Genomic DNA, 18,631 nt, shown 5'->3' with positions numbered 1-18,631 from the left:
GATTTTGGGTTTAGGTTCAGTCTTAATTCTATCGCCCGATTTCTATCGCCCTTTATCGTCCTCCATTGACCGATGGGGTTGGGGCGGCGGTGAGTTGTCCGCCATGCGGGGAGGTTGGCGTTTTTGGGTGCTAGGGATTTGGTGCCACGGTGTTGTGGGCGGAAAAACAAATCTCTGCACTGAGCCTAAACGGGCACATCTGGGGAATTCTTGTCATGATGGAGCAGATAGATTTTTGATGGATTGTGGGAGAAAGGGCGATCGCCATGCGAGATACCATTGAGCAACTGGTGCAAAACTTGGGGCAGACCGTTGTTGGCAAGTCGGATGCCATCAAGCTGGTACTGGTTGCGCTGTTTTCGGGGGGGCACGCCCTGCTAGAAGATGTTCCTGGTGTGGGTAAAACCCTACTGGCAAAGTCATTGGCGCGATCGATCAAGGGGCAGTTTCAGCGCATTCAATGCACGCCCGATCTACTACCAACCGACATTACCGGAACGAATATTTGGAATCCGCGATCGGGTGAGTTTGAATTTATGCCGGGGCCTGTGTTTAGCAATGTGCTGCTGGCAGATGAAATTAACCGCGCCACACCCCGCACCCAATCGGCTTTGCTAGAGGTGATGGAAGAGCAGCAGGTTACGGTCGATGGCGTATCGCGCCAGGTGCCTCGCCCATTTTTTGTGATTGCCACACAAAACCCGGTGGAATATCAGGGCACATTTCCCCTACCAGAAGCCCAGATGGATCGCTTTGCCCTATCGCTGAGCCTGGGCTACCCCAGCGAAGCAGAAGAGTTGCAAATGTTGCAGCAGTTGGGCCAGGGCATTTCGGTGAATGAGCTACAGCCCTGCATTTCGCTAGAAGATGTGCAGAAATTGCGCCAACTTTGTGCAACGGTTACGGTGGAAACGCACCTCCAGCAGTATATTCTGGATTTAGTGCGAGCCACTCGCCAGGATGAAGACATCATTTTGGGGGTGAGTCCTCGGGGTACGGTGGCCCTGCATCGGGCTGCCCAGTCGCTGGCCTTTTTGGATGGCCGAGACTACGCCATTCCCGATGATGTGAAGTTTTTGGCCCCCTATGTGCTGGCACACCGTCTCATTCCCAGTGGCGGACGCAAAGCCAAGATGATTGTCGATCGCCTGCTCAGGTCAGTCCCAATTCCTTAACGATGCACGATTTCCTTTTCGTCACCCACTCTCGTCACAAGCTGGCCGAGGCGGAGCGCTATCTCGGCAGAAAAATGAAACACTTTGGGCTAGACCTGCCAGAGCTGCAATCCATTGATGTAGAAGAGGTGGCAGTTCACAAGGTGAAGCATGCAAATGCAGCCCTGAAGCGTCCGGTATTGGTAGATGATACGGGTTTGTATGTGGATGCATGGAATGGGATGCCGGGGGCGCTGGTGAAGTGGTTTATGCAGCGGGTGGGCGATCGCGGCTTTTGTGAAATGATGCAGCAGTTTCCGGTACGCAGTGCGCGGGCCAAAACGGTGCTGGCAACGTGTGACGACGAAACGATCAACATTTACATTGGCATGGTGGTGGGCAGCATTGCGCCAGAACCTCGGGGCAGCGGGTTTAGCTGGGAGACGATTTTCATTCCCGAAGGCTGCACCAAAACCCTGGCAGAAATGACACCCGATGAAAAAGATCCCCACTCGGTGCGGCGGCTGGCCTTTGAGGCGTTGCTAAAACGGGAAACGGCAATTGCACAGATCCCGGTTCGCCTCTGATAATGAGGGAATTGCCAATAGAACTGACCAACGGCTGTTTTCGTTGGGGCTAACCTGACGAAAATAGCCGAAACCTCCAGGACGCTACACAGTGCGCAAGTCCTGAACACTACATGCATGGAACGGGGAGCGGTTACGAACGTGGACACACAGGGTCAATCAACATCGCCATTCGCAATCAATGCAAAGGATTGGTCGTGGAAGCTGTGGCCGCTGTTTCCGATTTATCCCTATGGTCAGCGGCGATCGCTCTTGCAAGAAGTGGTAAAAGACACCATTTGGACGATTGACCAGGTGCAGGGCATTTTCTATGTGGTGGTGCCCATTCGCATGACGATTGTGCGGCTAGAGGCAGGCGGCTTGTTGGTCTACGCTCCGGTAGCGCCCACGGTGGGGTGCATTCGGTTGATGCGCGATTTGGAAGCGAAGCATGGCCCGGTCAAGTACATCATCTTGCCGACGGCATCGGGATTGGAGCATAAGGTCTTTGTGGGGCCGTTTGCGCGGCACTTTCCCCAGGCGCAGGTGTATGTGGCCCCTAGCCAGTGGAGCTTTCCGCTCAATTTGCCGCTGAGCTGGCTAGGCTTTCCGCTGGGACGCACCCAGCCCATCCCAGCAGATCCCAAAGATGCCCCCTTTGCCAATGAGTTTGACTATGCGGTGCTGGGGCCAATTGGCTTGGGTTTGGGCAAGTTTGAGGAGGTGGCGCTGTTCCATCGGCGATCGCGCACGCTGCTGGTGACCGATTCGGTGGTGTCCATTCCCAACGATCCGCCTGCGGTGGTGCAGCTCGATCCTTATCCGCTACTGTTCCATGCCAAAGATTCTGCGGATCAGGTTGTAGACGATACGCCCGCCAATCGTCGCAAGGGCTGGCACCGAATTGCGCTGTTTGCTTTTTTCTTTCGGCCTAGTGTGCTGGATGTGGTGCAGTTTGGGGATGTGCTGCGCAATGCCAAAACGGCGAGCGATCGCTCTCGCAAAGGCTATTTCGGCTTCTTTCCCTTCAAGTGGAAGCCCAATTGGGAAGCCTCGTTTCAAGCGCTGCACTCTGGCGGACGCTTGTTTGTCGCTCCCGTACTGCAAAAGCTGATTTTGAATCGAGCACCACAGGAAACATTGGATTGGGCAACTTCGGTTGCAGGCTGGGACTTTCAGCGCATTGTTCCCTGCCATTTGGATGCACCCGTGCAGGCCGACTGGCGGCAGTTTCGCCAAGCCTTTGCCTTTCTAGAAAAGTTTCCTCTCGTCAGCGACACACTGCCGCAACAGGATTTTGAATTCTTGCAGGAGTTGAATGAAGGGCTAACTCGTCGGGGCATCACACCACCTGAGCGAGAAAAGGTGTAAATGTTAGGCACTTTACCAGATGGATTTATTTCAATACGTTGACAATCCAGACCCGCTTCTAGCAACTGTTGCACGCTTGCTTGCTAGAGATGGCAGTGCAGCAGAAGTATCAATTCTTGCCAACGGTCAGGCAACATTGGAGCAAACCAGCTGTGACAGATGGAATGGATATGGCTTCACAATCAAAATCGTATTGCGGAGCGATCTGTTCTACCAAGTATGGAAGCATCGGCAACTGTACGAGAAGAATATCCTGAATACTTCACAGGAAGTCGCACGATCTGCGGAGAATCAATTTATTGAGGATGTTTCAATTTTTGTTGAAGTTAATGGTTCTAACGACTGGCGTGAGCGGGCAAAAGACTGGATTGCAGGAAAAGGTATCACAAATCAGGGGCGAGTACGTTCGGATAACGTTGCAGGAAGAGATTGTGATGGACTCTTGTTTCGATCTCAGCCAGAAATTTACCTTTATCAAGCTCTGAAAGCTAGGGGAGTCTCCTTCGCTCCACTACCAGTCTTTGTGCGAGGTGGAGTTGATTACAAGCGAATTGAACCAGACTTTTTTTTGGTAAAAGACGGTCTCATGATGGTGGTTGAGGTTGACGGAGATACTGTTCATCATGAAACTCCCGCAGAGGCACATGATCGGACTACCATGCTTTTGCATGAAGGAGTTAAGGTCGAACGTGTGTTAGCAAGTGAATGTGCAACACCAGACTTAGCGAAGACTTGTGCTCAGCGATTACTCAGCGTACTTAAGAAGATGAAGGATAATCGATGACGATTACAACATTAATCTAATGAACCAAATGCTCAACGACTGCCGAAAAGTAATTGGTTGGAAGTTAAAGGTTGTCTATTGTTCGTGATTGGGCGTCAGTTTACTTCTCTTTGCCATCTACCGAATGCATTGAATCTCTACTAAAGGCAAAAGGTAGAAAAGCGATCGCACTAGTACATCCACATAACGAAAGATGTATTGACGATGTAAATACATCATGCCTACATTAGAGGTATGGATGTGTATTTCGTACTCAACGGCATCACCTTCGCATGGAATGACGAAAAAGCCAGGATCAATCCAATAAACCATGATGGTGTCACGTTTCAGCAGGCTACAGAAGCTTTCTTCGATCCGCTGCTTGTAGTTGTTGATGCTAGCCGAAATGATGAAGCGCGCGATGCCATTATTGGGTTAGATAGGCGTTGGAACTTGCTGTACGTTGTTTTTATTGAGCGCGAAAACGACACCATTCGGATCATTTCGGCTCAAAAAGCGACACGCAAGGAGTGGGAATATTATGAAACCTGAGTCCTTGAAAAAGCGGTTGGATAGAAACCGACCTATGACGACGATCACCATTCGGATGCCCGAAGATGTGATTGAGGATTTGAAACGAGTTGCACCATTACTTGGCTTTTCTGGGTATCAGCCGCTTGTGCGTGCCTACATTGGGCAAGGGTTGAGGGCCGACTTGGAACGTTTGGACAGTGATACGGTCTCTGCTTTGGTTGCGAGCTTGAAACGTCATGGGGTTAGTGATGAGGTGATTCAAGCAGCTGTGAGTGAGGTGACTGGGCGTTAGGGCGCGGGCTCGCGATCGCCACACTGTTCTCCGGTTGGGCCATTGGGATGCAAGCCACAGCATAGCCAGTTTACCCCTTTGCCACCCACATAGACCTGACCGTGGTAGTGAATGCAGCCTCGGCAAATGGCAGGTTGCTTCAGCTCTTCATAGCGATCGCGCTCTAGCGATTGCAGCAATAGCTCAACAAAATCGTACGGTTCCGATTGCTCACTTTCCCATTCTTGCCAGTCAACCGTAATTGACACCTCCCGGAGCGATCGCGCTTGCGATGGCACAACGCGCACCTGAGTTGCATGGGCGATCGCCGGAATTTGCAAGCTAATGTCGTGGCGAGGTGGCGTGGCCGAAACATCCAAACTCCAGCCCATCACTCTGCCCTGCACCAGCTTGTTGTTGAGGCGCAGCCGAGTTCCTCCCACTTCAACCTGTACAGCCGGGTTCGAGATGCGAAACCGGATCAACGTTTCGATAGTTGAGAGCCTGCGGCGACTACCAATTCCCAAAAAGATAACTGGAGTCCGCTGTCCGCCCATTTCGAAATACGACTGCTCAGAACTGTCCAGAAAAAACTTCCAATACTGGCGCTCGAAAGGCTGCTCGCTGGTGCTCATTGCGTCGGACGGGATGCGGTTCTGTGTACTTTATTCTGTGTACTTTATCGAGATTAAAAGACAAATTAATTTTTGTTCATATCATCTCATGAAAAATGCTGAGAAGCAAAATGTTCATAGCTTGACATGGCTTACTCACTGACCAGCGATGAAAGGGTGATATTGGGTACATCACCATGGGATATGAATCCAATATCAACCATTGGCAAAATCAAGGCTATAGCTCGCGATCGCCAGATGTTGAGCATTGTTTGAGCATAAATCTATAAAGCGATATTCCGTTGGTCGAAAATTTATCTGAATATAAGAAATTTGGATTGAGTGAATAAAGAAGTCAATCTAACAAATCAGTTGGCTTGATTTCATTCTGAGTCACATGGTGATGAAAAACGGATCGCAATTGATAACAATAAGTTGATAACAAAAACCAGGGAGCGATCGCTCCCTGGTTTCAAGCAAACTCAACAATGAATGATAGCTTTAACTAAGCAACTTTGAACTTTTCGGTGATGCGTTTCATTGCCTCTTCTACATTCTCGCGGCTATTGAAAGCGGAAATGCGGAAGTAGCCTTCGCCAGCTGCGCCAAACCCTGCGCCGGGCGTACCCACCACGTTGCAGGTGTGCAGCAGCTTGTCAAAGAAATCCCAGCTGGTGAGGCCGTTGGGTGTTTTTACCCACACATAAGGGGCATTGGTGCCACCATAAACTTGTAGGCCAGCTTCGGTTAGCTTTTCGCGAATGATGCGCGCATTTTCCATATAGAAGCCAACCAACGCCTTAATTTGCGCTTGACCCTCGGTAGAATACACCGCTTCGGCACCCCGCTGCACAATGTAGGACACGCCATTGAACTTGGTGGACTGGCGGCGATTCCATAGCTTCCACAGTTCTACCTCCGAACCATCTGCCGCTTTGGCCGTCAGCGTTTTGGGAACGACGGTGAAAGCACAGCGAGTTCCGGTGAAGCCTGCATTTTTGGAGAAGGAGCGGAACTCGATTGCACAGGAGCGGGCACCTTCAATCTCGTAGATGGAGTGGGGCAATTCCGGATCGGTAATGAAGGCTTCGTAGGCTGCATCAAAAAAGATGATGGAGCCGTGGGCGTTGGCATAATCGACCCATGCCTTGAGGTGGTCTTTGGTGGCGGTGGCTCCGGTGGGGTTGTTGGGAAAGCAGAGGTAGATGAGGTCAACTTTTTCGCTGGGAATTTGGGCGGTGAAGTTGTTTTCGGCGGTGATGGGCAGGTAAACCAGGCCATCGTATTCGCCGCGATCGTTGGAGTCGCCTGTGTGGCCCGCCATCACGTTGGTATCCACATACACGGGATACACGGGGTCTGTGACGGCGATCGCATTATCGTTGCCAAAAATATCCAAAATGTTGCCGCAGTCACACTTGGAACCATCGGAGATAAAGATTTCGTCGGCAGAAACCTCGCAGCCGCGTGCCTGAAAATCGTGGGCGGCAATCTTTTCTCGCAGCCATGCATAGCCTTGCTCTGGCCCGTATCCCTTGAAGCTGGAGCGATCGCCCATTTCTTCAACCGCTGTGATCATGGCATCGCGGCAGGCCGAGGGCAGCGGTTCGGTCACGTCGCCAATGCCCAGACGAATGATGCTGGCTCCGGGGTTTGCCTCGGCAAACGCATTCACCCGTCGCGCAATTTCGGGAAACAAGTAGCCCGCTTTCAGTTTGAGATAGTTATCGTTGATGGTTGCCATAGGTGCGATCGCGTTTGCTGTGTACCACTACAAAATACCAATCGGGCTGGTGCATCAGGTGCCAAAGGAGTGCTCAAAAATCTGCGGCCGCTCATCGCCAGACCCAATTTCCTTGCTGGCTCCCTTGTAGCCCATACAAAACAATACCAATAAGATCTCCCCGAAAGAAACGACTTCGTCAACCGCGGCCATTGAGGGCTGTGTTTCACCGTTGTGGATGTGTGTGGTGGAAGGGCGGTAGAGATGCCTTTCCACCACACGCATCCTCATGGCGAGAACATGATCGCCATCGGGGTTATCGATAAAACAGGTGTTCTGATCGTGTTTCAAATGTGTGGTTATTGGTTGTGGAAGGGGTGCATCGAACCCCTTCCACAACCAATAACCACACGTCTAGAACATCACCGATGTTCTTATGTTGAGAGCAATGCCATAAAATCAATTCCCATTTTCTGGTGAATCGAGTAATATTGGCTTGATGAAGGGGAGTAGCTGGCTGGTCGCGTCGCCTTAAGGAAGCCGATCAGTTTGCCTGAATCAACATACTGGCGATGAGCCTGGTTCAGGTGGCAGCGGCAAGTTTTGTACTGTGTCCGTTTTTGCAGGTGAGACCTTCACTAAGTTCACAACTACGTGAGCTTGGTGAGGTCGTGTTATCTCTTCAAGCTCCGTGTGCCGACGTTGAGAGGAGCTTGAAAACCGATGCTTGAGGCATTTACCGCTGGATTATTGCTGATTACGGTCTCTGAACTGGGAGACAAAACCTTTTTTATTAGCGCAATTTTGGCAACCCGCTACTCTCGGCGCTGGGTGTTTTTGGGGAGTGTGGCTGCCCTCGCCGCCATGACGCTAATTTCGGTTGCGATGGGCCAGTTGGTGTCTGTGTTTCCTCAGCTCTATGTCAAGCTGGCGGAGATTTTGCTGTTTTTGGTGTTTGGCCTGAAGCTGCTCTACGATGCCAGCAAAATGCCGAAAGATGGGTGCCTGGTGGATGAGCAGGAAGAAGCGGCTGAAGCCATTCGCAAGGCAGAAAAAAAGTTACCCTCTCGCCATACGCCACCGATGATTGTGGCAGAAGCATTTGGGCTGACTTTTGTGGCGGAATGGGGCGATCGCACCCAGTTTGCCACGATTGCGCTGGCGGCGGCAAAAAATCCGATTGGGGTGGTGGCCGGGGCAACGTTGGGCCATGCCATTTGTGCGGCGATCGCTGTGGTGGGTGGTCGCATCATTTGCCAATACATTTCGGAACGGATTCTCACAATGTTGGGTGGAACGTTGTTTATTGGGTTTGCTGCGCTGTCGCTGCTGTCGCTGGTGGGAATTGGGTAGGAGCTTGAAGATCGCGTGGAAAGTTACCCCAGTTGAGCCCGATTGCAAAATTTGGGCATCCTGAATGAGAGCATTCAGGGAGCAAGGCTATGTCAATTTGGCGAACCTATTACCATCTTGTTTGGGCAACGCGCGATCGCATTCCTTCCATTACCGACACGGTTGCTCCTGAGCTATACCGCTATATTCAGGCCAAGGCAGAGTCGCTAGACTGTTCGCTCCATGCGCTGGGTGGCGTTGCCGATCACATTCATCTCATTGTTTCGATTCCGCCCAAACATTCGATTGCATTTGTGGTGAAACGAATGAGAGGTGGCAGCTCACGCCACATCAGCACAGAGTTTCCGGGGCATAGATTGGCATGGCAACGAGAGTACGGCGCGTTTTCGCTGGGGGGTAAGCAGTTACCCGATGCGATCGCCTATGTGGAAAATCAACCGCACCACCACGCCACCCAGACTTTGATTGCCAGCCTGGAACCAGAAGCGTTTGCTCCGGCTCCTAAACTGCCGAATCCGTTTCAATGGGTTGCGCTAAACCAACCCATCTACCAATCCCATCTCTAACGTCTGCAATCGTCTGCAATTCGGTCGCACATGGGCGATGGATGAGCCCGATCGCAAAATTTGGGCATTTTGGATTCAAGCATTCAGGGAGCAAGGCTATGTCAATTTGGCGAACCTATTACCATCTCGTTTGGGCAACACGCGATCGCGCACCCCTGATTACCGATGCGATCGCCCCCGAACTCTATCGCTATATTCAAACCAAGATTGAATCGTTGGATTGCTCACTCCATGCGCTGGGTGGCATTGCGGATCACATTCACCTGCTGGTGTCCATTCCTCCCAAACATTCCATTGCCGAGGTGGTGAAAGGAGTTAAAGGCGGCAGCACGCGCCATGTGAATGCAAAATTCCCCGGCCAAACCTTTGCATGGCAACGGGAATATGGTGCATTTTCATTGGGTGGCAAACAACTATCGGATGCGATCGCCTATGTGGAAAACCAACATCACCACCATGCCACCCAAACCCTGATCCCCAGCCTGGAGCCCGCAACCTTCAACATTCTCCGCAAATCTTCTTAACCTCTGTCACCTAATCTATTTCGATGGGATCTACCCAATCAGCTCATTGTCTAGCCCGCTTCTCGCCCGCGAATGAATTGCGGGCTATCGAGGGGGAAGTCCACTGAAGTGGACTGGAGATGTGCGGTTGGATTTGGGATGCTGGATTTAACTCATTTCAATGGGTTTGCTTCTGGTAGCCTGCAATTCATTTGCGGGGTGAGCCATCGGGTTGAATTTGGGATGCTGGATTTAACCCATTTCAATGGGTTTGCTTCTGGTAACCCGCAATTCATTTGCGGGCGATCGCTGAAATTGACATAACCCATTTCAATGGATTTTCCGCAACTCATTCGTGGGGGACGGGCTGTTGTTTACGGATGGCGGGCGATCGCTTATATCTGATTGAGCGATCGCCCCAGCGGTTCTATGCGGTTGGGTTGCCCAAACGGCGGTTTACCGCACCAGCACAGTCATCACTTTGCCGTTGGCAAACGGTGCGGGAATAATGGGGGTGAACTTGGCGCGATCGCTCACCAGCTCTTTCACCATCATCTCGTTCATGATGTGAACCACTTGCTCTCGCGTGCCAATAATCCAAATCTGCGGCTTTTCGGCCTGCTGCTTGGGCAACAGGTCGTTAAATTCCGAACTCATATTTTGTTCCTCGCTAATGCAATGGAGATGTGTGGAGAAGAAAAGCTTAAGGCGTGGTACCCAACCACGTGTGTAGCATTAGCGAGGTGAAACGATAAAATCGATCCAGCCTAGCCCTCTGCTCGTACCAGAGAGTTAGGTTAGCTGGTTAGGCAGTGCGACCAACACTCCTAATCAGCGTCCTCACCTTAAGCTTGTCTGTTAATCGAATCGCCGGAACAAATTCCGGTATCGCCCACCATAAAACAAAACGCCAGGGGAACACAAGTATCACCTGGCGCTTTGTTATCATTTCTTGATCTTTCAACCCCCCACTCCATCTGCATAAAAATAGGCAGAAAAATTCTAGCGATTCAGTTCCAGCAGCATATTATGCAGAAACAATCTGCATAAGTAGTGAATTTGAGGTGTTATGCCGAATCAGTCCGCCTATCCACCCTATATGGGATCTTAGGCAAAAATTTTCCGTCTATTAATAGTTAGCCTGCTTAGCGCTTGGTTGTGTTGGTGATTCAATCTATTTGAAATCTCAATATCTTTTTACTTTGCTAGACTGAATCTTCGAGGCGATAACACTAAAACTTATGGAAAGTAGTTTAAGCAGTCAAGTTTCTGAAGATTCGGTTTTTCATCCAGTTTGGCAACGTGATCCGACAGCCTGGTTCCCAGGGGATGAAAAAACGTCTGCGTTGATTGCTGGGGAACATATCTGGGATGACATTTTGGGGCTTAGTAAGGTTCGTGATCGGTGCAAAGACGAGTACGACCGTAAACTGCTGTTGAAATACATCTGCATTGAGTTACGTTCTTTGATTGAGGTGATGGACAAGCTTCAAGCAGCGGTAATGTCTGCTGAGGTTTACGATGTTGACACGAAACCTCTTTGGAGAGGCATCACAAACGAAGAGCGAGAGGTTGCAAGAGAACTATGGAAGAATTACTCCACAGCCAAAAAGCAAGTAGAAAGTGATCTAATCAATATTCGTAATAGAATTGCGGCTCATCGAGATTTTTCCTATAAAAGTAAAACGATTGAAGGTGTAACAGGGTGGAATTTAGCCATGCTCCTTTGGGATCGTTTGGACGTTAGTCTGTTTAAGGATTTAATGTCTTCAATCCCACCTGCCTTTAACCACGCTAAAGATCTCAACATTTATGAATGGAATCGCACACCGGAAGACGGCACAATTGAAATTCTTGGAGGTCCTGTAAGTAAATGAGACTTTGCAGATTTCTCTGAGATTAATCAGGAAAACGAAATACAAGCGCAGGCTAACCATTCTGGTGCAGCGGATTGACCAAAGTTGCTTACGATGTTGCAAAGGATCGGCAACCGCTGACCAGAACCGTTAGACCGCTAAGTCCCTATAACTGGACGTTCGAGCAACTTCCTTGGGCAGAACTGCTGAATATTTCCTAGAAGGTACAGAGGAAGCTCAGCTTTAATTAAGTAAGTTTAAGGTTCATGACACAATTTGAGGCTTCACAAGTTCCTCACAATTTCTTTCTTAAAATTGCAGTGGAAGTTTAATCGCGTTACTTCAAGCAAGCTCAAGTAACAAACTTTTGCTGATCTAAGTACAGTCTTCAAATATTAAGGTTTAAAAGACTGGAGAATTTTATGGACTTATCTCTTCAAGAGTGCATTGAAAATTCTTCTCATTGGCTTGAAGAAATTCAAAACAAAGATGATGGAGGATGGGGACAATATAAAGGTGCAGATAGTAATTGTCTCAATACATCTGAGGCTATTATTGCTTTGTTAGAAACAGGCATGAAAGATCCTGGGGATCAAGCAATTCAACTAGGTGCAAAATATTTGATCGAGCATCAACTGAGTGCCAATAACTGTGCTGATCGAGAACACTACGGAGCTTGGGCAAGGAATGTATTACTACAAGACTCAGATAGAGTTCTCCATATATCGGATGCAGTACGTACGTCTTTAGCTGTACTAGCCTTGAAGTTAGCTGGAGTCTCGTTGCATAACCCAGCAATTATTCAAGGTATTGAATGGCTAATACACACACAAAATATAGATGGTGGGTGGGGTTATACTCGCAATCACGAAAGCCATCTTTTCCCGACCTGTATAACCTTAAAAACTCTTCTAAAAATCTGTCCTTTAGATAACACGAGTGATTACAGTTTGTGCCGTAACTCAAATTTAGAAAAAGTAATTTTAGATGCCTTTAAGCATATACGCACATATCGTAATAATGATGGTTCTTTTGGTAAAGAGCCTGGTCTTCTAGTTCCTCATACTCTTCATGTTATCGATTTAATTAACATGGCAGACAAACAAGATAGTTTTATTCCTAAAATGTACTTTAAGGATATTAAACCTGCAATTGACTGGATTGAGGATAACAAAAAATACGTTTTGCAGTGGACAACGGAAATCGTATCGATCGGAGAAAGTCGTCATAGCACATATAACTATACCTTCTCACACATCAATCCTTCTTTATACTTAAGGTTCGTCCTTCCAATTGTCCTAGAAAAAGTTGGTAGTAAATTCAATTCAGAAAATGCTTTGGCGCGGTATGCTCTTGAAGCTACTCTTGATAATATTGATGACCCTTCTTCTAACTCACAGGGTTTTTGTGCGAAACGCCCCGTTTCATGGGCAACCTCACATACAATCACAGGTCTTTCAAAAGCTAAATCCACATATATAAATTTTCCAGAGCGAGAACTTCCTTCAACCAAGCTAACTGAGCGTCACTATCTTTTGCTATTTCTCATTTTTATTATCATTTTATCAACTATTCTTTCACTTCTGGACAAGCTCAGTGGGCTTCAAAGTACTCTCTTTCTATTAGCTATTTTGGCTTTATTGCTGATTTATGGATATATTTCCGAGAGAAGTTTTATTGGGCTTATTCAAAATAAGATTCAGTTTAACAAAGAGATTTCCGAGTAAGAGTTTAGGGATTTTGAGAGATTATCATGATACGTGTAAAGATATGCGGCAATCGTACAATTGAAGATGTTTTATTGTCAGTCAATTCTGGGGCAGATGCAATTGGCTTGATTGTTGGCACAAAGTATTATTCGGAGGACAAGATATCTCCTGATTTTGCTGGAAATCTTCTTGAACAAATTCCTCCTCTCATTACTACTGTACTTGTCACACATCTTCAATCTTCTCAAGAAATTATAGAGATTTATAATCTGGTCCCTACTTCTACGATACAACTTCACAATGATATATCTATAGAAGAAATTCAAACTATTAAGAATTTACTTCCTCATGTTAAGCTCATCAAAGCTGTACATGTAGTTAATGAAAAGGCAATTGAAACAGCTCAGTATTTTGCTCCTTTCACTGATGCAATACTTCTAGATTCTCGTACAAACGGCAGGATAGGTGGCACAGGGAAAACTCATGATTGGTCTATAAGTGGGAAAATTGCGGCGCTTATTAATAAGCCTGTAATTTTAGCAGGAGGGCTCAACCCCGAAAACATATTACAGGCAATTGAATGTGTTAATCCTTTCGGTGTTGATGTTAACTCAGGCGTTGATACTTCAAGCGGTGATAAAGACCCTGATAAAATCCGAGCCTTTGTAGATATATGTAAGAAAGCACGATGCAGTAGTTATTAGATGAACTGAATGCCAAGGTTATCTGTGTCCAGTGATTGAGGTCGTTAGACCACATTACAAACCAACACAAAAGGCTATTTCCTAAAAATGATTTAATCTGGTTAGCATCATATTAGTTTCTTTGATTTCCTCATAAGATTCTCATCTTTTTATTCCAGCGTAAAGATAAGGCTAAAAAGTTAGTTTATATACTCTGAAGAGGTTAAGGGGGGGGAATGGGAAGAAAGTGGTATTGTTGTACTATCACTCCTGCTGCTCCAAATTCCATCATGGAGGATAAACAATTCCAGTATCGTCGCCGTTGGGACTGGGCTGCCAAGGTGCGCTGTCGGTTTATAGGATGGCGAACTGTTGGGTATAAGATGAAAAAAGTAACCAAAGGAAAATGTTGACATCCAATCGGTAGATTGTGAATTAAGAGATAATTGGAGCCTCGATCTGGCTCTTGTTGTGGTTTAGGAATGCGGCTAATTCCTGAGAGATGAAATGATCGTTTGGCTTCTAGTACAAGCAGTCCAATAACAGTGGTTCAGTGAATAGTTAGGAGATCTTGTGTTGAGTTCAAGATTGCTTGCTGCTGACCAAAATCGCTGCTTACTTCTGCTACAAAGTTGCAGATCGAATTGGTGAAAGCGCCAGATTAAGCAGTTTGATGCTGATCGGTGGGTGGGTGATACGTGCTACGCACAGGCGAAGCCAACGCCCCCACTTCAACGTTCAGTCCATCAGGGGTTAAGTCCATCAGGGCGATCGCAGGAATCGACTAGCTTCAAAGGGCTTTCGGCCACAGCGAAAGGTTGAGTTCATCCAGGTCACTGATCCGAGTGAATCTTCCAGGATGGGTTTGGGGGCGATCGCCCAAAAAGTGCTAGCTCACACCTCAGCGCTTGATGGGTGATGGCTGACCTGTTGAACCAATAGAATTGCGATCGCCCACAAGATCGGGCATTGGCTGAACCAGCGATCGAAGTGCAAGATTTGAAATAGCCACATTGCTGAAATATTCCCCCTGCGGTGCAGGATAATTGAGGGATTGTGACCCCCAATCAGGTCGCTGCCAAAACGCACAATCTCTCATTCCGCAAAATCCTATGCTTGCCTCCACTCAAGAATTGCTGGAAACCGCTCGTCGCAACATCTACGCGATCGGTGCCTTTAATGTCTACAACTTGGAAGGAGTGAAAGCCGTCATCAATGCAGCGGAAAAGTCGTGCAGCCCTGCTATGCTGCAGATTCATCCCAGTGCACTGCGGTATGGGCGATCGATGCTAGTAGCCATGTGTTTAGAAGCAGCTGAGGCCGCAACCGTTCCAGTTTCGGTGCATTTGGATCACAGTACAGATCGACAGGATATTCAGGAAGCATTGCAAGCGGGAATTCGCTCCATCATGGCGGATGGGTCGCCCTTTGAATATGACAAGAATTTGGAATTTACTCGCCAGATGACCCAGCTTTCTCATCAATATGGAGCGATTGTAGAAGCGGAAATTGGGCGAATTAGTGGCACCGAAGATGGGTTAACGATTGCAGAGAAAGAAGCCAAAATGACCGATCCGCTACAAGCGGTAGAATTTGTGCAGGCAACAGGTGTGGATGCTTTGGCAGTAACGATCGGGAATGTCCATGGGGAATACAAGAGTCCGCCCCGCCTAGACTTTGCTCGCCTCGCAAAAATTCGCAGCTTGTTGGAAATTCCCCTGGTGTTACACGGGGCATCTGGCTTGCCAAAAGAGATGATCAGCCGCTCAATTCAACTGGGAGTGTGTAAATTCAACGTTAATACGGAAGTGCGTCAGGCATACTTGCAAGCCCTCAAGGGTGAAGTTTGCGGCAAGAGTCCCAGCGATTTGCTTGATATTGCTGGAGAGGCGATCGCGGCAATGGAGTCCGTAATTACAGAAAAACTGGAACTGTTTGGCTCCGTCGGCAAAGCCCATTTGCACGAAACCCCCTATGCATTAGTGTTAGCCAGCCTGAGTCGTCTTGAACCAGTGCGATCGCCCAAACAGCGCTAGCTCACACCTCAGCGCAGCAGACGGTCAAAGCTTTCAGATTGGATGCCGAGGATACTTGCCGCCGCTAGCCTTCACCTCATGACTGGAGATTGCCGGATACCGCATCGAATTTCCTGGTAGTGTTTCAGGCTTAAGTATCAATTTTTTTCTATGGTAAGATTGCCCCAGCCTGAAGGCAAATCTCAAATGGGGCAGATGTGCTTAGCTATTTTTTGTGGCTAAGAGAAATTTCACTGAAATTCGATCCATTTGGTATATGTGCAGTCTATTTTGAAGCCCTTAGTTGCGTACTATCAGGCGATTGCCCTTTTTAAGGAAAAGAATATGAGTGGAAATGCAGCTCGAGTTCAGGCGATTTATCACATCACAAATCGCAAACCGATGACGCCTAAAGCGCCCGAGCAGTTAGAAAAAATTTGGGCCGAAAATGTTTTTGACCTTAAAAAGATGCAGGCAAGTCTGTCAAAGCCCGTCTTTAAGTCGATCCAAAAGACCATCATGACTGGCGAAAAGCTGGACATATCCGTGGCGGACTCGGTGGCGACTGCCATGCGCGACTGGGCAACGGCGAAAGGGGCACTGTACTACGCCCACGTGTTCTACCCCATGACGAACCTCACCGCCGAAAAGCATGATGGCTTTATTTCGGTGCAGGGCGATGGCACCATCATCTCCGAATTTTCGGGCAAGGTGCTGGTGCAGGGCGAACCGGATGGGTCATCCTTCCCGAATGGCGGCATCCGCGACACGTTCGAGGCGCGGGGCTACACCGCCTGGGATGTCACCAGTCCGGCTTACATTATGGAGACCGACAACGGCTCTACCCTCTGCATTCCCACCGTCTTCGTTTCATGGACGGGGGAAGCCCTGGATAAGAAGGTGCCCCTGCTGCGCTCGATCGCGGCCATGGATAAAGCCGCCAGAAAAGTCTTGCAACTCCTCGGCAATAGCAACATTGCCCCCGTCAACTCAAGCTGTGGGGCCGAACAAGAATACTTTTTGGTGGATGCTAACTTTGCCAGCCAGCGCCCTGACTTGCTGTTGGCAGGGCGGACGCTGTTTGGCAAAGCTCCAGCCAAAGGGCAAGAATTTGACGATCACTACTTTGGGGCGATTCCCGAACGGGTGCAGGTTTACATGCAGGATGTGGAGGAAACCCTCTACAAGCTCGGCATTCCCGCGAAAACCCGCCACAACGAGGTGGCTCCTGGACAGTTTGAAATTGCGCCCTTCTTTGAAGCGGCAAACGTCGCCAGCGATCACCAGCAAATGATCATGACGGTGCTGAAGCACACGGCGAAAAAGCATGGCTTTGTATGTCTGCTGCATGAAAAGCCCTTTGCTGGCATCAACGGTTCTGGGAAGCACGTTAACTGGTCGGTGGGCAACGCCACCCAGGGCAACCTGCTAGACCCCGGCGATTCTCCCCATGACAATGCTCAGTTCCTCGTATTTTGTGGGGCGGTCATTCGTGGGGTCCACAAGTATGGGCCGCTGATGCGGGCGGCGATCGCCACTGCCAGCAACGACCATCGCCTGGGAGCTAACGAAGCCCCTCCAGCAATCATGTCTGTTTATTTAGGCAGCCAGCTCGAAGAAGTCTTTGAACAGCTCAAAACTGGCACTGTGTCTGAATCGAAGCACAAAGGCGTGATGGACTTGGGGTTGAATGGTGTGCCGCCCCTGAGTAAAGATGCGGGCGATCGTAACCGCACTTCTCCCTTTGCGTTTACTGGAAACCGCTTCGAGTTTCGGGCAGTCGGTTCCTGTCAGTCGGTGTCTGGCCCGCTGATTGTGCTCAACACCATGCTGGCTGACTCCCTGGAGTGGGTGGGTAATCGTCTCGAAAGCGAACTGAACAACGGCACCGACCTTGATAGCGCTATCATCACCGTGCTGAAGGAAGTGATGGAACTGCATGGCAACGTCATCTTCGGCGGCAACGGCTACTCCGAAGAGTGGCACACCATGGCAGTGCAGGAGCGGGGCTTAGCCAACCTACCCACGACGGCGGATGCTCTGCCCGTCCTCAAAGAAGAGTACATCGAGGACTTGTTTAAGAAGACGGGCGTGCTTACCCCCGTGGAGCTGGAAAGCCGCTTTGAAGTCTACGCCGAGCAGTACATCCTCTCCATTGAGGTGGAATCGAAGCTGGTCATTCAAATGGCGAAGACGATGATTTATCCCGCAGCGATGGAATACCTGTCAAAGCTGGCGGCGACCATGACCAGCTTGGCAAATCTGGGGGTGAGCTTTGAGAAGGGCAATGCGCAAAAAATAGCCGACCTTGCTGGCGCGATGATGAAGACCACTGATGAGCTAAGCGCAGCTCTAGAAAAGCATGACTTTGCCTCAACAGAAGAGCACATGAAGTACTGCGCCTTTACGCTGCGTCCGTTGATGGATCAGGTGCGCGAGTTTGGAGATGCCCTGGAAGGGGAAATTGCCGACAGCTTCTGGCCCCTGCCGACCTATCAGGAAATGCTGTTTATTAAGTAAGCATCAGGTCATATCTCGAACCATGAGAAAAGTGCCCAAAGATTTCTTGGGCACTTTTTTCTATTCAGTCAAAACGAATGGATTTCTTGCATCAATGCATTTTTGAAGGCGTGAATTGTTGTGTGGCACTGCCACACAACAATTCACGCAAGAGGTCTAATCAAAACGAATATCTGAGCATCGGATGGCAAGCAATACGGTCTCTGATTCGACGGTAGCTAAGCGCAGCGATCGCTTCATCATCGCGCAGAGCATCCTCACTTTGTAACAACCAACCTGCTCCAATCCATTACCCTTCGGTTATGCCGACATTCCGCAGGTTGCTCTGGGAATTAAAGGGAGTGGGGATAAGCTGAGGGAGACGAGTTAGGATCGCCCCCTTGCAGATCGAGAACTTGGACCACTTGGGACTGATTGCGGGTGTTATTGA

The 18,631-nt window shown here is 48.9% G+C and carries 19 protein-coding genes; 15 read left to right on the top strand and 4 right to left on the bottom strand.

Annotated elements, in window-relative coordinates:
• Positions 1 to 266: 266 nt before the first annotated feature.
• The 6 genes from ACQ4M4_RS26100 (at position 267) to ACQ4M4_RS26075 (ending at position 4,680) form a co-directional block, all read left to right on the top strand.
• Positions 267 to 1,175 carry an AAA family ATPase gene (locus tag ACQ4M4_RS26100; protein ID WP_430687410.1) on the top strand — a complete coding sequence of 303 codons (909 nt, stop codon included), beginning with the start codon at positions 267 to 269 and terminating at the stop codon, positions 1,173 to 1,175.
• Between the two features lie 2 nt (positions 1,176 to 1,177).
• Complete coding sequence (locus ACQ4M4_RS26095) at positions 1,178 to 1,741, top strand: non-canonical purine NTP pyrophosphatase (RefSeq protein WP_430687409.1); 564 nt, start codon at positions 1,178 to 1,180, stop codon at positions 1,739 to 1,741.
• 141 nt (positions 1,742 to 1,882) lie between these two features.
• Positions 1,883 to 3,091, top strand: a complete 1,209-nt coding sequence (locus tag ACQ4M4_RS26090; RefSeq protein WP_430687408.1) for a DUF4336 domain-containing protein — start codon at positions 1,883 to 1,885, stop codon at positions 3,089 to 3,091.
• Between the two features lie 19 nt (positions 3,092 to 3,110).
• Positions 3,111 to 3,875 carry a hypothetical protein gene (locus ACQ4M4_RS26085; protein WP_430687407.1) on the top strand — a complete coding sequence of 255 codons (765 nt, stop codon included), beginning with the start codon at positions 3,111 to 3,113 and terminating at the stop codon, positions 3,873 to 3,875.
• A 234-nt stretch (positions 3,876 to 4,109) separates the two neighbouring features.
• Positions 4,110 to 4,406 (top strand): BrnT family toxin, encoded by a 297-nt coding sequence (locus ACQ4M4_RS26080; protein ID WP_430687406.1) that lies wholly within the window; start codon positions 4,110 to 4,112, stop codon positions 4,404 to 4,406.
• A gap of 34 nt (positions 4,407 to 4,440) precedes the next feature.
• A complete protein-coding gene (locus tag ACQ4M4_RS26075) occupies positions 4,441 to 4,680 on the top strand; it encodes a hypothetical protein (protein ID WP_430687405.1) in 240 nt (79 codons plus the stop codon).
• Here ACQ4M4_RS26075 and ACQ4M4_RS26070 read toward each other — a convergent pair.
• From ACQ4M4_RS26070 to ACQ4M4_RS26060, 3 genes are all read right to left on the bottom strand, one after another.
• On the bottom strand, positions 4,677 to 5,294 hold the full coding sequence (locus tag ACQ4M4_RS26070) for a hypothetical protein (protein ID WP_430687404.1): 618 nt from the start codon (positions 5,292 to 5,294) through the stop codon (positions 4,677 to 4,679). The two genes, ACQ4M4_RS26075 and ACQ4M4_RS26070, sit on opposite strands and share 4 nt — an antisense overlap.
• Before the next feature lie 484 nt (positions 5,295 to 5,778).
• Positions 5,779 to 7,017, bottom strand: coding sequence for an LL-diaminopimelate aminotransferase (locus ACQ4M4_RS26065; protein WP_430687403.1), 1,239 nt, complete (start codon positions 7,015 to 7,017; stop codon positions 5,779 to 5,781).
• Positions 7,018 to 7,071: 54 nt separating this feature from the next.
• The gene (locus ACQ4M4_RS26060) at positions 7,072 to 7,347 is read right to left on the bottom strand and encodes a hypothetical protein (RefSeq protein ID WP_430687402.1); all 276 of its coding nucleotides are present in this window, start codon (positions 7,345 to 7,347) and stop codon (positions 7,072 to 7,074) included.
• A gap of 372 nt (positions 7,348 to 7,719) precedes the next feature.
• Here ACQ4M4_RS26060 and ACQ4M4_RS26055 point away from each other — a divergent pair, with 372 nt between their 5' ends.
• The 4 genes from ACQ4M4_RS26055 (at position 7,720) to ACQ4M4_RS26040 (ending at position 9,742) form a co-directional block, all read left to right on the top strand.
• Positions 7,720 to 8,349 (top strand): TMEM165/GDT1 family protein, encoded by a 630-nt coding sequence (locus tag ACQ4M4_RS26055; protein ID WP_430687401.1) that lies wholly within the window; start codon positions 7,720 to 7,722, stop codon positions 8,347 to 8,349.
• 89 nt (positions 8,350 to 8,438) lie between these two features.
• Positions 8,439 to 8,915: an IS200/IS605 family transposase gene (gene tnpA, locus ACQ4M4_RS26050; RefSeq protein WP_430687400.1), complete on the top strand. Its 477-nt coding sequence runs from the start codon at positions 8,439 to 8,441 to the stop codon at positions 8,913 to 8,915.
• Positions 8,916 to 9,013: 98 nt separating this feature from the next.
• On the top strand, positions 9,014 to 9,439 hold the full coding sequence (gene tnpA, locus ACQ4M4_RS26045) for an IS200/IS605 family transposase (RefSeq protein ID WP_430687399.1): 426 nt from the start codon (positions 9,014 to 9,016) through the stop codon (positions 9,437 to 9,439).
• Positions 9,440 to 9,577: 138 nt separating this feature from the next.
• Positions 9,578 to 9,742, top strand: a complete 165-nt coding sequence (locus ACQ4M4_RS26040) for a hypothetical protein (protein WP_430687398.1) — start codon at positions 9,578 to 9,580, stop codon at positions 9,740 to 9,742.
• Between the two features lie 132 nt (positions 9,743 to 9,874).
• Here ACQ4M4_RS26040 and ACQ4M4_RS26035 read toward each other — a convergent pair whose 3' ends face one another.
• A complete protein-coding gene (locus ACQ4M4_RS26035; protein ID WP_430687397.1) occupies positions 9,875 to 10,075 on the bottom strand; it encodes a hypothetical protein in 201 nt (66 codons plus the stop codon).
• Positions 10,076 to 10,659: 584 nt separating this feature from the next.
• Between ACQ4M4_RS26035 and ACQ4M4_RS26030 the strand changes: the two genes are divergently transcribed.
• The 5 genes from ACQ4M4_RS26030 to ACQ4M4_RS26010 all read left to right on the top strand — a co-directional run bounded on the left by ACQ4M4_RS26030 (position 10,660) and on the right by ACQ4M4_RS26010 (position 18,201).
• A complete protein-coding gene (locus ACQ4M4_RS26030; protein WP_430687396.1) occupies positions 10,660 to 11,295 on the top strand; it encodes a hypothetical protein in 636 nt (211 codons plus the stop codon).
• A gap of 401 nt (positions 11,296 to 11,696) precedes the next feature.
• Complete coding sequence (locus ACQ4M4_RS26025; protein WP_430687395.1) at positions 11,697 to 13,001, top strand: hypothetical protein; 1,305 nt, start codon at positions 11,697 to 11,699, stop codon at positions 12,999 to 13,001.
• 26 nt (positions 13,002 to 13,027) lie between these two features.
• Positions 13,028 to 13,687: a phosphoribosylanthranilate isomerase gene (locus ACQ4M4_RS26020; protein WP_430687394.1), complete on the top strand. Its 660-nt coding sequence runs from the start codon at positions 13,028 to 13,030 to the stop codon at positions 13,685 to 13,687.
• A 1,091-nt stretch (positions 13,688 to 14,778) separates the two neighbouring features.
• Positions 14,779 to 15,702, top strand: a complete 924-nt coding sequence (locus ACQ4M4_RS26015) for a class II fructose-bisphosphate aldolase (protein WP_430687393.1) — start codon at positions 14,779 to 14,781, stop codon at positions 15,700 to 15,702.
• Positions 15,703 to 16,026: 324 nt separating this feature from the next.
• Positions 16,027 to 18,201, top strand: coding sequence for a glutamine synthetase III (locus ACQ4M4_RS26010; RefSeq protein ID WP_430687392.1), 2,175 nt, complete (start codon positions 16,027 to 16,029; stop codon positions 18,199 to 18,201).
• Positions 18,202 to 18,631 lie beyond the last annotated feature (430 nt).

The sequence above is a fragment of the Leptolyngbya sp. AN02str genome (genome assembly GCF_050565595.1).
In the GTDB taxonomy this organism is placed as follows: domain Bacteria; phylum Cyanobacteriota; class Cyanobacteriia; order Elainellales; family Elainellaceae; genus Kaiparowitsia.
This window is presented reverse-complemented; position numbering and strand designations above follow the sequence as displayed.

Bases quoted from the DNA above. Each gene is read 5' to 3' on its own strand.
- ACQ4M4_RS26070 (WP_430687404.1), bottom strand. From the start codon at position 5,294: ATGAGCACCAGCGAGCAGCCTTTCGAGCGCCAGTATTGGAAGTTTTTT.
- tnpA (WP_430687399.1), top strand. From the start codon at position 9,014: ATGTCAATTTGGCGAACCTATTACCATCTCGTTTGGGCAACACGCGAT.
- ACQ4M4_RS26015 (WP_430687393.1), top strand. From the start codon at position 14,779: ATGCTTGCCTCCACTCAAGAATTGCTGGAAACCGCTCGTCGCAACATC.
- ACQ4M4_RS26020 (WP_430687394.1), top strand. From the start codon at position 13,028: ATGATACGTGTAAAGATATGCGGCAATCGTACAATTGAAGATGTTTTA.
- ACQ4M4_RS26035 (WP_430687397.1), bottom strand. From the start codon at position 10,075: ATGAGTTCGGAATTTAACGACCTGTTGCCCAAGCAGCAGGCCGAAAAG.
- ACQ4M4_RS26095 (WP_430687409.1), top strand. From the start codon at position 1,178: ATGCACGATTTCCTTTTCGTCACCCACTCTCGTCACAAGCTGGCCGAG.
- ACQ4M4_RS26055 (WP_430687401.1), top strand. From the start codon at position 7,720: ATGCTTGAGGCATTTACCGCTGGATTATTGCTGATTACGGTCTCTGAA.
- ACQ4M4_RS26025 (WP_430687395.1), top strand. From the start codon at position 11,697: ATGGACTTATCTCTTCAAGAGTGCATTGAAAATTCTTCTCATTGGCTT.
- ACQ4M4_RS26030 (WP_430687396.1), top strand. From the start codon at position 10,660: ATGGAAAGTAGTTTAAGCAGTCAAGTTTCTGAAGATTCGGTTTTTCAT.
- ACQ4M4_RS26100 (WP_430687410.1), top strand. From the start codon at position 267: ATGCGAGATACCATTGAGCAACTGGTGCAAAACTTGGGGCAGACCGTT.
- ACQ4M4_RS26040 (WP_430687398.1), top strand. From the start codon at position 9,578: ATGCTGGATTTAACTCATTTCAATGGGTTTGCTTCTGGTAGCCTGCAA.
- ACQ4M4_RS26010 (WP_430687392.1), top strand. From the start codon at position 16,027: ATGAGTGGAAATGCAGCTCGAGTTCAGGCGATTTATCACATCACAAAT.
- ACQ4M4_RS26085 (WP_430687407.1), top strand. From the start codon at position 3,111: ATGGATTTATTTCAATACGTTGACAATCCAGACCCGCTTCTAGCAACT.
- tnpA (WP_430687400.1), top strand. From the start codon at position 8,439: ATGTCAATTTGGCGAACCTATTACCATCTTGTTTGGGCAACGCGCGAT.
- ACQ4M4_RS26075 (WP_430687405.1), top strand. From the start codon at position 4,441: ATGACGACGATCACCATTCGGATGCCCGAAGATGTGATTGAGGATTTG.
- ACQ4M4_RS26080 (WP_430687406.1), top strand. From the start codon at position 4,110: ATGGATGTGTATTTCGTACTCAACGGCATCACCTTCGCATGGAATGAC.
- ACQ4M4_RS26065 (WP_430687403.1), bottom strand. From the start codon at position 7,017: ATGGCAACCATCAACGATAACTATCTCAAACTGAAAGCGGGCTACTTG.